Consider the following 14822-nt stretch of genomic DNA (forward strand, 5'->3'; position numbering starts at 1 on the left):
TGGCATAAGTGTCATCAGCATGTGACAGGATCTCACAAACGATGGTTGAACACAACGAGCGCATTCGTTAAGATCAGGAATGGTGAAACGAATCAACACAGGTAAAGCGATGTCCATTTCATGGACAGACCACATAAATGGGGAGACGAAAACAACATGTATCGTCGAGAGCAAACAAGGCCGGTTCGTGTAGGAGATCTCACAATTGGCGGAAATTCGCAGGTGATCATGCAGAGTATGACCACTACCAAAACTGCGGATGTCAAGGCGACAGTGAACGAGATCCACCGCTTGGAAGAGGCAGGCTGTCAAATTGTCCGTGTGACGGTCAATACAAAAGAGGCAGCTGAAGCTGTCCGAGAAATTAAGCGCCAGATTCATATCCCGCTGGTGGCGGACATTCATTTTGACTACCGCTTGGCGCTGCAAGCGATTGAAAACGGCATTGACAAAGTGCGTATCAATCCGGGAAACATCGGCAAACAGGACAGGGTAGAGGCCGTGGTCAAAGCTTGTAAAGAGCGAGGCATTCCCATTCGCATCGGTGTCAATGCGGGTTCGCTGGAGCGCCATATTCTTGAGGCGCACGGGTATCCAACGGCGCAGGGCATGCTGGAGAGTGCGGAACATCACGTCAAAATCCTCGAAGATCTCGATTTTGAGGACATCATCATTTCCATGAAGGCATCTGACGTGCCGCTTGCGGTTGAAGCGTATCGCCTGGCAGCAGAACGGTTTCCTTATCCATTGCACCTTGGCATCACTGAGTCAGGGACACTGTTCAGCGGCACCATCAAAAGTTCCGCCGGACTTGGCACATTGCTTTCCATGGGCATCGGGAACACGATGCGGGTTTCACTGAGTGCAGACCCGGTCGAGGAAATTCGCGTCGCCCGAGAATTGCTGAAGACCTTTCACATCGTGTCAGATGCGGTGACCATTGTGTCTTGCCCGACGTGTGGCCGCATTGACATCGACTTAATCAGCATTGCGAATGAAATTGAAGCATACACGCAAAATATCAAAGCGCCCATCAAAGTATCGGTGTTGGGTTGTGCAGTCAATGGGCCTGGCGAGGCGCGTGAAGCGGATATTGGCATCGCAGGTGCGCGAGGAGAAGGTCTCTTGTTCCGCAAAGGCGAAGTGGTTCGCAAAATTCCCGAGGCCGATTTGGTGACAGAACTCAAGCGTGAAATTGACATCATGGCCAAGCGATATCAAGAGACGGGATCGATTGATTGAGCAGGTTTTTTGACGATAGAGGACAAAGGGGCAGCGAACCGATTCGCTTGTCCCTTTTTTCGCAAGCGATGCTGCAGCGAATTGGGTCATTTTCGTTTGAACATCAACTGTGTAGCGAGTAACAGCATCGGAATAAACAGCGATATAGAAAAGGTATAGAAGGGAAAGGTAAATAAAATAAAATTATTTAGATCCATATCATTTTGAAAAAAGAATGAACTCCCCTCCCATACTGCGAGCCCTAAGGACCAAATGATATCCCGTTTGTCTTCGATCCTTACGATGGTCTGCACAGAATTCGTAAACACTTGCTGAAAGAGTGTCAGCTTGATGAAAACTGACCCAATGACCAGCACGACATACAGGGGCTCTAAACGTTGGAGAAATATGCCGATTGAAATTTCACGGATGGCTTTCAAGAGCGGGTAAACCGCGAACATGCCTACACGTCCCAACACGGATATCGATAAGACCTCAATCAACATGGCAAAACTACTGATGATGGAACCAGAGATGATCAGATACTTGGCGATTTTTTTCGGCGTTTTGAGCGAAGGTAAGAGAAAGAGTGCGATGATGAGCTCAGAGGTAAATGCCCAGGGATAAATCGAAGCTTCGATAACTGGTTGCCAACCTTTGGTGAGCAAGGGCAAGAAATACAACGAATGCCATTTGGTTGCCATGAAGATACAATTGATAATCAACCCGATACAAACTGAAAAACTCACCAGCAGTGACATTCGACTAAGTGTCTCAATGCCATTGTAGATGCAATAGCTGGTTGGCAGCAAAATGAGTGCTGCAGTGACACAGATTGGAGTTCTGGGTAAAAAATTGATCTCAATAAAAACACCAAACTCTCTGACAATGGTGCAAGTGCAGATGTAGAGCCAAATTCCAATCCAGCTACTTAGCGCGATGCCAATGGTGTGGCCGAATGTTTGTTCTAAAACGCGCCAAAAATCGCGATTCCCATTGATTTGAAAATAGATTCGCCCAAACACCGCCAAAATGAGTGGTACGATGTACATCAGTGCAGTGACAATCCAACCATCCTGGAAGCGGGCAAACTGGTTTATTGAAGAGGGCAAGGTCAAAACACCAGTGCCGAGAATCAACCAGATCATCAGCGTAATAAATTGTATACCAGAGATTTGTTCCTTCATGATGGGTTATCACCACCTAACAAAAGATGATGTGCTGCAATCGTGAGAGAGCGAAACATCAATTCCAGCGGTTTTAAATTGTCAGTGTTTGTCTCACTTGGCTGGACAAATAAAATCGACATCAGCAAGCTGACGGATATAAAAAAAAGATTGACAATGACGGGTTTCCGAGCATGATTCTTCCACAAAATTGCACACCGCCAAAGAATACAAATCGAAACGACGCAGCAAAGCCAAACCAATTGATCACCCCAACCGCGATGATTTTAGGAATCTTCCTGATTATAGTAATCTAAAGGATTATTTTTACTCATGCCGTGACGAATAATTCTAAAGTTCACTTGATAACGGATGTCTAAATTTGCAAAGTGCTGCGGCCAATGTTGTACTTGCTTGAGCCAAGCTGCATTGTCCTTCTCACTGATAAGTGTCCCCATTCCGAGCGCGTCCACCTGCGTGGCCTGCAATTTTTGCACTGCATGTGCGATGTTGCTTTGCAACGCGCTGTTTAACATATCGGTCATCTTCTCTAAGTTGGTCTCGTTCAGCGTTGTACCGTCTGGCATCCGCGTAATTTGAGCATACCCCTGCAAATGAACGACCATATGGACGCGACCTGTTGTATCCGAACGACAAGTGATGGATGGTCTGGTAGACAGCACGCGGAATGAAGCCGTTTTGCTCTTGGATACGGGCAAATACAGATTGATATCATAAAGCGGTCGCACTAACCATAAGAGGTTTTTTGAATCTGTTTGATCCAGCAGTTGTACCAGCTTGTCACCTTGAAATGCGCCCATTCCGGCGATCTCCGGCTGACCTTTTGTCTTACTGAACCAGGTGACCAAAGCGCTGTGGGATGGTGAAAGCAACTGGTTGATGATGTCCACCTCAATGCTTGATACCGTTCGTTTGTCTGTAAGGGTGAGTTCATTGAGGTATCGCGGGTTTAAAGATTCACCGCTGGTTTGATTGGTCAACAACTGCTTGGCTTCGCCATCCGTCACCGCGATAATTTCATTTTCACGAAATTGAGATGTTCGCTCCGTGTAATTTAATACATCACCGATGCCTTGTTTTGACGCAAATTTCTCACTGAACACAATTAACATGTTGTGCGGAAAAAAGAGCCTGCTCGATGTCCGTCTGGCCGCATCTTCAAGTGTCGCTTCAAACGTACGTCCAGTGCCTACAATTGTCGTGGTCTGCTCTCCAGAGTCTCCCTTTTGTCTGTTTGTTGTCCCCGTTTGCGATTCGGCTACCGGAACATCAAAGGTGGTTTGGACAGAACCGTCGTCCGTCAAATCCACTGCAATGGCGATGACGGGTGAAAGATCACTGATATCGTGAGCATCCCAGCAACCAGTTAACCCAGCGGAGAGGACAATCGTCACAGCCCATGTCCATATTTGCTTCATATTAGCCACGGCTTTTACCCCGTGACGGCGAGGGACGCACATTGGAACTCCGCTTCTTGTCAAGTGGTTCATTCAGCTGTGATCTCGGGACATTTGCCCACATGGGTCCGCGAAAGATCACTCGTTTCCATGAACTGAAACGCTGGGATGAGAGCATGGAGATGTATGGCACGCCAAAGGATCGGATACTCAACAAATGGACGAACAACATCAACATGAAGATGGAGACGCCATACAATCCGAACATGCCTGCGGCAAACATGCAGGGAAACCGCAGCACGCGCGTAGCGAAGGCAAGATTGTAAGACGGGATGGAAAAAGAAGCAATGCCTGTGGCGGCAACGACGATGACCATCCCCGGTGAAACGATGCCAGCGTTGACGGCCGCATCGCCAATCACAAGGGCGCCGACAATACTGACCGACTGTCCCACCGTTCGCGGCAGGCGAATCCCTGCTTCTCGCAGAGATTCAAACGTCATTTCCATGAAGGCGGCTTCGATGATGGTCGGAAATGGAATTCCTTCGTGTGTCTGTTGCAGTGCCAGCAGCAATCTTGTCGGCAACATTTCTTGTTGGAAAGTCAGCAATGCAATATATAAGGATGGCCCCAGTAAAGATAGCCAAAAGTTAAAATGTCGCAACAAGCGAATCGGAAACGACAGCAAATAAGAGGTATAGAGATCCTCGGGTGTTTCAAAGAAATCAAACAACCCTACAGGTGCAACAATCGCACCCGGACTGCCGTCGACGAGAATCGCGAACTGCCCTCGGAGCAGGGAGGCGGCAGTTCTATCAGGTCGCTCCGTGGATTGGATCGTCGGGAACAAGGAACGTGGCGCATCTCGAACCAGCTCGATCACATAATTGGAATCGAGCACAGCGTCAAGTTCAATCGATTTGAACCGGGTTATCACTTCTTCAATCAAAGTTGGCTTTGCAATGCCCTCGATGTATGTGAGCGCTGCCTTGGTTTGCGAAACGGTTCCCACAGTGAGAAAAACGACTTTTAAACGCTGGCTTTTCAATCGAGCGCGCACTAAAGCGATATTTGTCGCCAAGGTTTCGATAAATGCCTGTTGCGGACCCAGAATGGTCGGTTCCAGCTCTGGCTTTTCGATGGCGCGTTGCGGCAAATTCTGTGTTTCGATCGCGATGGCTTGTGGTTCATCATGCACAAAGATGAGTATCCATCCATCGCACAATGCTTGATTGACTTGATGGAAATCGTCGATCAAATCGCATTTGCCTACGTTGATCAAAGACTGCATTTGTTCAATGCTGGAAAGTGGCGCATCTATTTCATGAAGTGATTCGAGCACACTATGAAAAATGGCGTCGTCAACTAGTGTGCCAATGGTCACAAACATAAGGTGTCGCTGGTGGATGTTGCGAAATGTGCAGACAAAATCATCACAGTTTGCCCATTGTTGCTTGAGTTCTGCTTCGTTTGCATGCACATCAAGGTGCAGTTTGTCCTGTGTCGTTTCACAGTCCTGCCAGGCGACCATTTCACGGTTTTTTCTGCGATTTTGTCTTCTGAAACGTTGGCTTGCAGACATATTGGCCTCCCAATCAACCAAAACTCCATCTTTAATCTGTTCAAAATCAGGATCCATATACGATATGGACAGCTTATTCTATATTCTAAGAAGCGATAGAAAGGCGTCGCCCATTGCATTTGTCTGGCATATGATATAACATGCTTTATTATATTAGCGAACTAAAGCGTTTGGTGTTGAGTATGGTTATGCCCGCTTACCAAACGCATGGATCATGTGATACATCAAACTTTTGTGTGGTGATATAGGTGAATTTGAACGTGCCTTCAGGATTTGCGGATAGGCCGATGGGGATGCAGGACGGCTATCCGGATTTTGCAAAGCGGCGCCGTACGTTGGAATCTTTGCTCGTAGACTTTTTTGACGAAGCGGGATACGAGTTGGTTTCAAGCGGCGCTTTTGAATATGTGGACACGCTCTTGCGGGCGCGGCCAGTGGAAATTGCGCGGGATTGGGTGCAATTGTTCGATGGGACAGGCAACACCATTGCCCTGCGGCCAGAGATGACGCCGTCCATCGCGCGCATGGCAGCGCCGCTGGTAGCGGCAGGCAAGACGCCGATTCGGTGGGTATACGCGGAGCGTGTGTATCGGCGCACGAATGATCCGGCGTCCCTGTCATGGGCGAGCGGCAAAGCGGCCGAATCGACGCAAGTGGGCATCGAATGGATTGGTCAAGCAGGCAACGCCACCGATGCGGCTGTACTCGCCTTGTGTCACGCTGCCACAGGGGCGCTTGGCCTTGATGAGACGCAGATTGTGGTTAGTCATGCGCAATTTGTGCCTGCGCTGTTGAATGGCCTGGGCGCTACGGAGCAGGACTTGCCACATCTGCTCGATTGTTTGACACGGGGGGATTATGTCTCGTTTCGCGCGGCCATGTCTGCGACGAGCGAACTCGACGTCCTGTCCTTGCTGCAACAGTTGACACCATATCATCCTGACAGCTTTAAAGCATGCTTGGCGCAGACTGGGTGGCGCAATGAGGAAGCTGGGAAGCAGTCGGAGGTGGCTTGGGACAGCCTATGCCAGTTGGCGGACGAATTGGAACGCGGCCGTTTGACGCATTGTGTGACATTTGATCTGACATTGCACCGTGACATCACTTATTACACTGGATTGGTCTTTGAAGTGTTTGCTGCGGATGTCGGTGCGCCGATTGCGCAAGGAGGCCGTTACGACGAGCTGTTACAGCAGTTTGGCGCGCCAGCTCCGGCGATTGGCTTGGCATTTGAAGTAGAACGCGTGCTGGCCGCATTGCATGCACATACAGCCAAAACGGAATAGACCGCCATGCGTGATGCGTCCCGCACCGGCAGAATCATGAAAATGTCAGTCAATTGAGGCATCGCGGCTGGCGCACGCGCAGGTATCGACTTTATTTTCAGGTGATTTACAGGATAGAAAGTGGGTGACCCAACATGTTGACCATCGCATTGGCAAAAGGACGCACGGTGGATGACCTATTGCCGTTGTGGCAAACCGCGGGCATCCCGCTGCCGCGAGAAATGGATGACAGCCGCGCCCTCGTCTTCGAGGTCGAATGGCAAGGGCAGACGACTTTGCGCTATCTTCTGGCCAAGCCTGCTGATGTGCCGACTTACGTCAGTTATGGTGTGGCGGATGTGGGCGTGGTTGGCAAAGACGTCCTGTTGGAACAGCAAAAAGAGATGTATGAATTGCTCGATTTGGGCGTTGCGCGCTGCCGGTTGTGTGTCGCGGGTTTGCCGAAGGACAAAACGCTGCGACCAGAACGGGTAGCGACGAAATATCCGAAGTTGGCTGATTTGTATTTTCGCGGCCAAGGGCAGTCGGTGGAAATCGTGCCGTTGTCGGGATCGATAGAATTGGCGAGCGTCATTGGTTTGACAGACCGGATTTTTGATTTGGTGCAGACTGGGTCCACATTGGAGGCCAATGGGCTTGTCGTGTTTGACGAAGTGCACGACATTTCGGCTCGTTTGGTTGCCAACCGTTCTAGTTTTCGCATGAAACACCAAGCGATTCAGGAGATGCAGCGTCGATTGGCGGCCGCTTTGCGCAAATAGACGATACCAATGGCGCTTTTACACGCCAGCGTGATGGTGAACATGCGCGTCAACCAAACAGTTCGCATGGCGCGGCACCAGGGTATCGACTTTATTTTCAGGATAGGAAAAAGGATGTCTGCCAGGATGGGGAGGGAATTAAAATGCGTTTGCCAATCGTAGATGGTGAACAGTTTACTTGGGCGCGCACGTCGGCGTCGGCGCCCAGCGAGACGGATACTGTGGCCAACATCATCGGAGATGTGCGGGCAAGAGGGGATGTGGCCTTACGCGAATGGACGGCGAAGTTGGATCGCGTTTCAGCAGCGACGCAGGATGATTTTGCTTTGCGGGTGCCGCAATCGGCATTGGCGGCCGCTTATGAGGCGCTGCCTGCAGAGATGCGCGAGGCGCTTATCGCGGCGGCGGATCGGATTCGGCGTTTCCACGAAGCGCAATGGCCGGAAGATTTTACGATGCAAGGCGCGGAAAGTGAGCAGTTGGGTCTGGTTTGGCGCAGTTTGCGGCGCATAGGTGTGTATGCACCCGGTGGCCGCGGCGCATATCCTTCCACCGTTTTGATGGATGTGATTCCTGCGCAGGTCGCGGGCGTTGCGTCCATTGCGCTCGTATCGCCTGCCGGATCTGATGGATTGCCGCACCAAGATGTGCTGGCGGCCGCACATCTGTTGGGGATTGAAGAAGTCTACAGGCTTGGCGGTGCGCAGGCGATTGCGGCGTTGGCGTACGGCACAGACAGCGTGCCCAAGGTGGACAAGATCGTCGGACCGGGAAATCTCTACGTCGCTTTGGCCAAGCGCCAGGTGATGGGCGATGTCGGCATCGACAGCATTGCGGGGCCCAGCGAAGTGTTCATTGTCGCCGATGAGACGGCGAATCCGCGCTGGATCGCCGCAGACATGTTGGCGCAAGCGGAGCACGACATCGAAGCGGGGGCCATCTGTGTGAGTGATTCCCGCAGGTTGCTCGAAGCGGTGGCGTTGGAACTGGAACGGCAATTGGAAACTTTGCCGCGCCGAGAGATTGCAATCCAGTCACTTGAGCGTTGGGGAGAATTGGTCCTCGTTGAGCGCCTTGCTGACGCGATGGATATTCTCAATGACGCCGCACCGGAACACGTTGAGGTGTTAACTGCAGAGCCGGAAGTTTGGCTGCCGGAAATTCGCTTTGCAGGCGCGGTGTTCCTCGGCCACTACACGCCGGAGCCGGTCGGGGACTATTATGCGGGGACCAATCACGTGTTGCCGACGCACGGCAGCGCACGCTATGCGAGCGGGCTTGGCCTGTACGATTTCTTGCGCCGGATGAGCGTGGTGGCTTACGGAGAGGAAACGCTGCAAAAACATGCAAAACACATTGTGACACTGGCGCGGGCGGAATCGCTGGAGGCGCACGCGCGCTCGATATTGGTGCGGACGGAGGATAAAAACGATGGCAACTGAGTTGAACAACCCGAGATTTGTTGCGGACGTCGAGCGGCGCACAGGTGAAACGCAAATTCGCCTGAGTCTAAATTTGCAGGGCAGTGGCCAAGCGAACCTCGATTTTCCAGTGCCTTTTCTGCGTCATATGCTGCATTTGTTTGCCGTCCACGGGCAATTTGATTTGACCATTGAAGCGACCGGAGACGTCGACGTCGATGATCACCACTTGGTGGAGGACATCGGTTTGTGCATGGGCAAGGCATTGACCATCGCGTTGGGTAACAAAGCTGGCATACGCCGCTATGGTGAGCGTCACACTCCGATGGACGAAACGCTCGCCCGCTGTGTGTTGGATTTGTCCGGCCGTCCTGCGTTCGTATTGCAGGCGGATTTTACAAACGAGCGGATCGGCACATTTCCAACCGAATTGGTGGCTGAATTCTTTAAATCGCTGGCCAATGAGGGACGCATGGCATTGCATCTGGCCGTGCTGTATGGCGACAACAATCATCACATGGTCGAGGGGCTGTTCAAAGCGCTGGGCGCAGCGTTGCGTCAGGCAGTCGAGCCGTCTGGACGCGGTGTTCCGAGTTCCAAGGGGGTTTTGGAATGATCGCCATTTTAGATCCGGGGGTCGGCAACCTGTCCAGTGTCAAGAGCGGTTTTGCCCGGGTATCAGCAGAGACGGTTGTCATTGACAGCGCGGATGCCTGGTACAAGCTTGTTGAAACAGATGCCAGACAGGTGTCTGGGGTTGTGCTGCCCGGTGTGGGGGCGTTTGGCGATGCGATGTTCCAATTGCGCGCATCCGGTTTGATCGGCGTCATTCGCCAAATTGCGCGGGAGCGGCGACCGTTGTTCGGCATTTGCTTGGGCATGCAGCTGTTGTTCGGCGCGAGTTATGAGCATGGCCGTCATCTGGGACTCGGCCTTTTGCCAGGTGAGGTGGTTCGTTTCAAGGATGGCGTGAAAGTGCCGCATATGGGCTGGAACTCGCTGGACACCTTGAACAAAAATCATCCGTTGACAGCGGGCGTGGACTTGGGGGAATACGTCTACTTCGTTCATTCCTACTATGTCGCTGCAGAGGCGCCTGCAGATGTGCTTGCGGCGGCGACCTACGGCCTGGTGCAGGTACCGGCGATGGTCGGGCGCGACACGGTGATGGGCGCACAGTTCCACCCCGAAAAAAGCGGCCGCGTCGGTGAACAGATTTTGCGCAACTTCGTTGAGTTGTGCGATCGTTGGCAAATGGGTGAGGAGGTGGCGCTGTGAATGTGAATCAGCAGATTTTCACGTTGTTTCCGGCCATTGATGTGTTGGAGGGCCGCTGTGTTCGGCTGTTCAAAGGCGACTATGCGGCGAAAACAGAGTATAGCCAAGATCCGGCTGGCGTTGCCGCGAAATGGTGCGAACAAGGCGCTACTTACTTGCACGTGGTCGATCTCGATGGCGCCAAGGCTGGTGCAGGCGTCAACGGTGATGTCATTGGCCAGATTGTCGCCACTGCGGCGGATCATGGTGCAAAGGTGGAAGTGGGCGGCGGCATCCGGACGAGCGCGGCGATTGACGCTTGGCTATCTCGCGGTGTGGCGCGTGTGGTCATTGGCACAGCCTCGCGCAATATCGCGTTGATGCAGTCGTTTGTCGAACAGTTTGGCGCAGATGCGATTGTCGCTGGGTTGGATGGCCGTGATGGCAAATTGGCGGTGGATGGCTGGTTGGAACAGACCGATACCTCTATCGTCGAACTGGCGAAACACCTCTACGAGGTGGGTGTGCGTCATGCGCTGGTGACCGATGTCGAGCGAGATGGCACGCTTGGCGGCGCGAACCTGGAACTTGCGCAGGCCGTGCAGGCAACCGGATTGGGCGCCATTGCCTCCGGCGGGATTCGCGATGCCGCAGACGTGCTTGCGGCGGCGAACGCGCATCTGGCAGGGGCTGTCGCAGGCAAGTCGCTGTACGATGGCACGCTCGATTTAGCGGATGTGCTTGCCGCGTTGCGAGAGGGGGCATAAGGTTGCTGACCAAACGGATTATCCCTTGCTTCGACGTCCTGGACGGGCGCGTTGTGAAACATGTCGGTTTTTTGCATGATCGGCGCGATGCGGGCGATCCAGTGGAACTCGCCAAAGTGTACTGTGATGAAGGGGCGGACGAGTTGGTCTTGCTCGATATCTCGGCTTCCGAGGAAGGGCGGCTGGCCACCTATCGCGTCGTGGAAGAAGTGGCGGCGAAGACGAATATTCCCTTGACTGTCGGCGGCGGTGTGAATGCGGTGGAGGATGTGCGCAACTTGCTTTTGTCGGGTGCGGACAAGGTCTCCATGAACACGGGCGCAGTCAAGAATCCGAGTCTCATCAAAGAGGCGGCGCAGCGCTTTGGAGAGCAGTGTATCGTCGTGGCGATTGACGCCAATTTGAACGAGACAATGGGCGAATACGAAGTGATGATCAAAGGCGGCAAGGTCGGTACGGGGATGGATGTCATCGCCTGGGCGCACAAGGCGGAAAAACTGGGCGCGGGTGAAATTTTGCTCACCAGTTTTCGCCAGGACGGCACGCGCGACGGGTTTGATTTGACACTGACCAAAAATGTTGCCGGCGCGGTAAACATCCCGGTGATTGCCAGCGGCGGCGCAGGGCGTAAAGAACATTTTTACGATGTGTTGACCGAAGGACAAGCGGATGCGGCGTTGGCGGCGAGCGTGTTCCATTTCGCTGAGACGCGTATCCAGGATGTCAAGGCGCATTGTCGCAGCCGGGGGGTGCCTGTACGATGGATTTACCAGTGAGCAAAGAAACGGTGGATTTGGCGAAGGTGCGCTACGATGCGCAGACCGGCTTGGTGCCCGTTGTGGTGCAGGATGCCGACACAGGGCGCGTCTTGACGCTCGCTTACGCCAACCGCGAGGCCATCAAGCGGACACTGGCCACGAAAGAAACATGGTTTTGGAGCAGGTCTCGCGCGGAGTATTGGCATAAAGGGGCGACTTCGGGCAATATTCAGCAACTGGTGGATGTTCGTATGGACTGTGACGGCGATGCCGTTTTGTACTTGGTGCGTCCTGTTGGTCCGGCTTGTCACACGGGGGAAGAGAGCTGTTTTCATCGCAGTGTGTCACATGTGGAAACCAGTGCGGGCGCAGAGGGTGAACAGGCCCCAGTCGTCAGCGAGGTGACCGTGCGCAGTGAGGCAAACGGGTTCGGGTCGACCGATACCTTGGCAGACATTGATAGCACGTCATTTACAGGGCTTGCCGAATTATGGCGCGTCATTGACGGACGGCGACGGGAGATGCCCGAAGGTTCTTACACGACGTACCTTTTCACACACGGGGCAGAAAAGATCGGCAAGAAAGTGGGCGAGGAAGCCGTCGAAGTGGCATTGTCCGCCTTGCGCGCCGAGTTGACGGGCAGCGCCAGCACGGTCGCGTCGGAATCAGCCGATTTATTGTATCACCTATTTGTGTTGTGGCGGTCAGTCGGCGTATCTCCTGATAAGGTGATGCAGGCGTTGGCGGATCGAAAATAGTTGGCTTTGTTGTTATGATAATCTTGTTCGCTTTTGTTTGGAAGCTCGTAAATTCGTTTGAACAGCAGACGCACCTAACTGCAGGGGAAAATTGTCGTTGTCGATGGCGAACGATTTCCTGTGCAGTTGGGTGCGTTTTTACAGTATGCGCTGTTGCACCTCGAACGGACGGTGATGGAGCGGCTATCTAAAGTTGGACGATATCATCCGGATAATGAAGTGGACTATGCTCGTCCTTCTTTTTTTTAAACACAATACGCTTCATAAAGAAATAGCTACAGGAAGATGAAATCAACATGGCCAATCCTTTCGAAAGATTGCTTCCGAAGAATATGGGGATATCTTTACTAAAAATCAAGAATCGAGAAAAAATCACAGTTGTCGTGTCATTTAATCCAAGATTAATAAAGGCTTGAATGATAAAAAGAAAGCCCTCCTTGAGACCTCCGTTTGCACGATCCGAAAATGTCCAAAAACGATTTAAATAATAGCTACTTACAATCGCACAAATAACCGCGATTGTATTGAACAGTAATATATCAAATGAGTTTTTAGAAGGCGATATCAGCATTAGCGCATTTAGAATGGTAAGATCGACTAAAGCGTTAATCACGCCTACAGATAAAAATTTAAAATAGGATTTTGGTTTTCTGATCATGATTTGTCCTTTCGACAGCATTTAATCACACCGCAACATCGTCAAACTCAATAAACAGCTCACTTACCTCAAGGTGAGCTTTCCCCATTCTATCTCCAATTGATTGATAAAGCATCTATTGAGCGGTGGAATAGCTAACTATAGATATTATCCGCAGAGACGCTCACGAATGCCTTTCAGCAGGATCACTTCTATTCATAGTACTTATTAAAATTCCATATTATATATTTGGTTTTTTTATTTGCCCCTCGTTTTACTCTAATTTCCAATGTTATTTAGCTTAATACCCTCATGTTCACGGATCAATTTACGAATTGTAGTGAAAATGGCCCTAAACTCAAATTCATCGAATACAAAGCGATGGTGCATTATGTTTTTAACAACTTGAGATACGGGGGGGGGATTGGATGAAGCGCTTCGAGAAATTTGGCGTATCAATCGGTGCTGTTAGCTTATTGCTAGGTGTTACAACAGGTTGTGGCAACAACGATTCGAGCGCCGCGGGTAAAACCACAACCATCAGCTGGTTGGTCAGGGGTACGCCTGCGGAACAGGTGTGGGAACATAAAGTCATTCAATACTTCGAAAAAGAACACCCAAATATTCGAGTACAACTCATCGTCATTCCCCAATCCGAAATTGACCAAAAACTTCAAACCATGTTTGCTGCAGGGGATCCACCAGATGTCTTTGCGCCGAATTGGGTGAACGCTGGCTTTCGGACATACCAACAGGATTTGTTGGATTTGACACCGTTTCTTAAAAAGGATCCGAAGCTGCTTGCAGGTTTTAATTCAAAAGCAGTATCCACTTATACGGTAAATGGGCATGTGCTGGCGATTCCGATGAACCAGTTAGGATCTTTTCTATTTTATAACAAGGACATGTTTAAAAACGCTGGATTGTCGGATCCCCCGACGAGTTGGAATGACAAGTCATGGACGTGGGCCAAGATGGTGGAGGATGCAAAGAAGTTGACGACAGGTAGTGAGGGAAACAAGCAGTACGGATTACTCGATTCATTTGATCCGAACGGGGATGCTTGGTTGTGGGGCGGCGATTTCTTTACAAAGCAGACGTATCAAACGGGTGTTGTGCAACCAGCGTTAAACAATCCTCTTAATAAGAAGTCCATGCAGGCGCACTATGATTTGGTATATCAAAGCAAAGTATCACCGAGCGCTTCCGAGTCAAATGCACTGAGTGCATTGGGGGACCCGTTTTTGACGAGTAAAGTAGCCATGGAACTCACCGGTGGATGGGGATTATGGACGTATCAGCCCGCAACTTTTCACTGGGGTGTTGCGGCCCTGCCGTATACAGATCCTGGTGAACGCGACTTTCTATATACCGACTGTATGGGGATTGCAAAGAAAAGCAAACATCAACAGGCTGCTTGGGAGCTCTTACAAACCATCGTCAACCCAAAGACAGGTTTGAAGTGGTATACGGAAATCACCAATGCTACGCCACCACAAAAAGATTTGTTGCAAGCCTGGTATCAAAGAATCTCAAAGCAGACTGGAATCCCTGTGAAGCAACTTCAGCAGCTTCAAGAAGGGGCAGTGGCTCACGGCGACGAGTCACCGAATCACGTAGTGGCCCATTACAACGCGATCTTGAATGTGCTTAGCCAAGCTGGTAACTCTGTTTATTCGAACACCATGAGCATTGATAAGGCCTTTGCGCAAATCAAGTCTGGTTTAAAGCCGTTTGAGTAAGCGGATTCATACCGGATGCAAAGAGATGGGTATTGGCCAACAAATTTG

Annotated in this window: 14 protein-coding genes; 10 read left to right on the forward strand and 4 right to left on the reverse strand. The window is 51.3% G+C overall.

Going from position 1 to position 14822, the window contains the following annotated elements:
• Positions 1-156 precede the first annotated feature (156 nt).
• Positions 157-1242 (forward strand): flavodoxin-dependent (E)-4-hydroxy-3-methylbut-2-enyl-diphosphate synthase, encoded by a 1086-nt coding sequence (gene ispG / locus ACFSB2_RS01040; protein WP_377940669.1) that lies wholly within the window; start codon positions 157-159, stop codon positions 1240-1242.
• An 86-nt stretch (positions 1243-1328) separates the two neighbouring features.
• On the opposite strand, the gene ACFSB2_RS01045 is transcribed toward ispG, so the two are convergent.
• The 3 genes from ACFSB2_RS01045 to ACFSB2_RS01055 all read right to left on the reverse strand — a co-directional run bounded on the left by ACFSB2_RS01045 (position 1329) and on the right by ACFSB2_RS01055 (position 5387).
• Positions 1329-2408 (reverse strand): GerAB/ArcD/ProY family transporter, encoded by a 1080-nt coding sequence (locus ACFSB2_RS01045; protein ID WP_377940670.1) that lies wholly within the window; start codon positions 2406-2408, stop codon positions 1329-1331.
• 266 nt (positions 2409-2674) lie between these two features.
• Complete coding sequence (locus ACFSB2_RS01050) at positions 2675-3826, reverse strand: Ger(x)C family spore germination protein (protein WP_377940857.1); 1152 nt, start codon at positions 3824-3826, stop codon at positions 2675-2677.
• Between the two features lies 1 nt (position 3827).
• On the reverse strand, positions 3828-5387 hold the full coding sequence (locus ACFSB2_RS01055; protein ID WP_377940671.1) for a spore germination protein: 1560 nt from the start codon (positions 5385-5387) through the stop codon (positions 3828-3830).
• Positions 5388-5647: 260 nt separating this feature from the next.
• On the opposite strand from ACFSB2_RS01055, the gene ACFSB2_RS01060 reads away from it, so the two are divergent.
• From ACFSB2_RS01060 to hisIE, 8 genes are all read left to right on the forward strand, one after another.
• A complete protein-coding gene (locus ACFSB2_RS01060) occupies positions 5648-6673 on the forward strand; it encodes an ATP phosphoribosyltransferase regulatory subunit (protein WP_377940673.1) in 1026 nt (341 codons plus the stop codon).
• A gap of 134 nt (positions 6674-6807) precedes the next feature.
• Positions 6808-7434, forward strand: a complete 627-nt coding sequence (gene hisG, locus ACFSB2_RS01065; protein WP_377940674.1) for an ATP phosphoribosyltransferase — start codon at positions 6808-6810, stop codon at positions 7432-7434.
• 143 nt (positions 7435-7577) lie between these two features.
• On the forward strand, positions 7578-8876 hold the full coding sequence (gene hisD / locus ACFSB2_RS01070) for a histidinol dehydrogenase (protein WP_377940675.1): 1299 nt from the start codon (positions 7578-7580) through the stop codon (positions 8874-8876).
• Positions 8866-9471, forward strand: coding sequence for an imidazoleglycerol-phosphate dehydratase HisB (gene hisB, locus ACFSB2_RS01075; protein ID WP_377940676.1), 606 nt, complete (start codon positions 8866-8868; stop codon positions 9469-9471). Before hisD ends, hisB begins: the two co-directional genes overlap by 11 nt.
• Positions 9468-10133, forward strand: a complete 666-nt coding sequence (gene hisH, locus ACFSB2_RS01080; protein ID WP_377940677.1) for an imidazole glycerol phosphate synthase subunit HisH — start codon at positions 9468-9470, stop codon at positions 10131-10133. The genes hisB and hisH overlap by 4 nt, the downstream gene beginning before the upstream one ends.
• Positions 10130-10879 (forward strand): 1-(5-phosphoribosyl)-5-[(5-phosphoribosylamino)methylideneamino]imidazole-4-carboxamide isomerase, encoded by a 750-nt coding sequence (locus ACFSB2_RS01085; RefSeq protein WP_377940678.1) that lies wholly within the window; start codon positions 10130-10132, stop codon positions 10877-10879. The genes hisH and ACFSB2_RS01085 overlap by 4 nt, the downstream gene beginning before the upstream one ends.
• A gap of 2 nt (positions 10880-10881) precedes the next feature.
• The gene (gene hisF / locus ACFSB2_RS01090; RefSeq protein ID WP_377940679.1) at positions 10882-11655 is read left to right on the forward strand and encodes an imidazole glycerol phosphate synthase subunit HisF; all 774 of its coding nucleotides are present in this window, start codon (positions 10882-10884) and stop codon (positions 11653-11655) included.
• Complete coding sequence (hisIE, locus tag ACFSB2_RS01095) at positions 11640-12395, forward strand: bifunctional phosphoribosyl-AMP cyclohydrolase/phosphoribosyl-ATP diphosphatase HisIE (RefSeq protein WP_377940681.1); 756 nt, start codon at positions 11640-11642, stop codon at positions 12393-12395. Before hisF ends, hisIE begins: the two co-directional genes overlap by 16 nt.
• Before the next feature lie 187 nt (positions 12396-12582).
• On the opposite strand, the gene ACFSB2_RS01100 is transcribed toward hisIE, so the two are convergent.
• Positions 12583-13053 (reverse strand): GtrA family protein, encoded by a 471-nt coding sequence (locus tag ACFSB2_RS01100; protein WP_377940682.1) that lies wholly within the window; start codon positions 13051-13053, stop codon positions 12583-12585.
• Positions 13054-13460: 407 nt separating this feature from the next.
• Here ACFSB2_RS01100 and ACFSB2_RS01105 point away from each other — a divergent pair, with 407 nt between their 5' ends.
• Complete coding sequence (locus ACFSB2_RS01105; protein ID WP_377940684.1) at positions 13461-14774, forward strand: ABC transporter substrate-binding protein; 1314 nt, start codon at positions 13461-13463, stop codon at positions 14772-14774.
• The last annotated feature ends 48 nt before the right edge of the window (positions 14775-14822 follow it).

The sequence above is a fragment of the Alicyclobacillus fodiniaquatilis genome (assembly GCF_042678105.1).
GTDB lineage: Bacteria > Bacillota > Bacilli > Alicyclobacillales > Alicyclobacillaceae > Alicyclobacillus > Alicyclobacillus fodiniaquatilis.

What these genes read in the sequence shown, in the direction of transcription:
- ACFSB2_RS01050 (WP_377940857.1), bottom strand. Translation starts at nt 3,826, where the DNA reads ATGAAGCAAATATGGACATGGGCTGTGACGATTGTCCTCTCCGCTGGG.
- hisH (WP_377940677.1), top strand. Translation starts at nt 9,468, where the DNA reads ATGATCGCCATTTTAGATCCGGGGGTCGGCAACCTGTCCAGTGTCAAG.
- hisG (WP_377940674.1), top strand. Translation starts at nt 6,808, where the DNA reads ATGTTGACCATCGCATTGGCAAAAGGACGCACGGTGGATGACCTATTG.
- hisB (WP_377940676.1), top strand. Translation starts at nt 8,866, where the DNA reads ATGGCAACTGAGTTGAACAACCCGAGATTTGTTGCGGACGTCGAGCGG.
- ACFSB2_RS01055 (WP_377940671.1), bottom strand. Translation starts at nt 5,387, where the DNA reads ATGTCTGCAAGCCAACGTTTCAGAAGACAAAATCGCAGAAAAAACCGT.
- ACFSB2_RS01105 (WP_377940684.1), top strand. Translation starts at nt 13,461, where the DNA reads ATGAAGCGCTTCGAGAAATTTGGCGTATCAATCGGTGCTGTTAGCTTA.
- ispG (WP_377940669.1), top strand. Translation starts at nt 157, where the DNA reads ATGTATCGTCGAGAGCAAACAAGGCCGGTTCGTGTAGGAGATCTCACA.
- hisIE (WP_377940681.1), top strand. Translation starts at nt 11,640, where the DNA reads ATGGATTTACCAGTGAGCAAAGAAACGGTGGATTTGGCGAAGGTGCGC.
- hisD (WP_377940675.1), top strand. Translation starts at nt 7,578, where the DNA reads ATGCGTTTGCCAATCGTAGATGGTGAACAGTTTACTTGGGCGCGCACG.
- ACFSB2_RS01045 (WP_377940670.1), bottom strand. Translation starts at nt 2,408, where the DNA reads ATGAAGGAACAAATCTCTGGTATACAATTTATTACGCTGATGATCTGG.
- ACFSB2_RS01100 (WP_377940682.1), bottom strand. Translation starts at nt 13,053, where the DNA reads ATGATCAGAAAACCAAAATCCTATTTTAAATTTTTATCTGTAGGCGTG.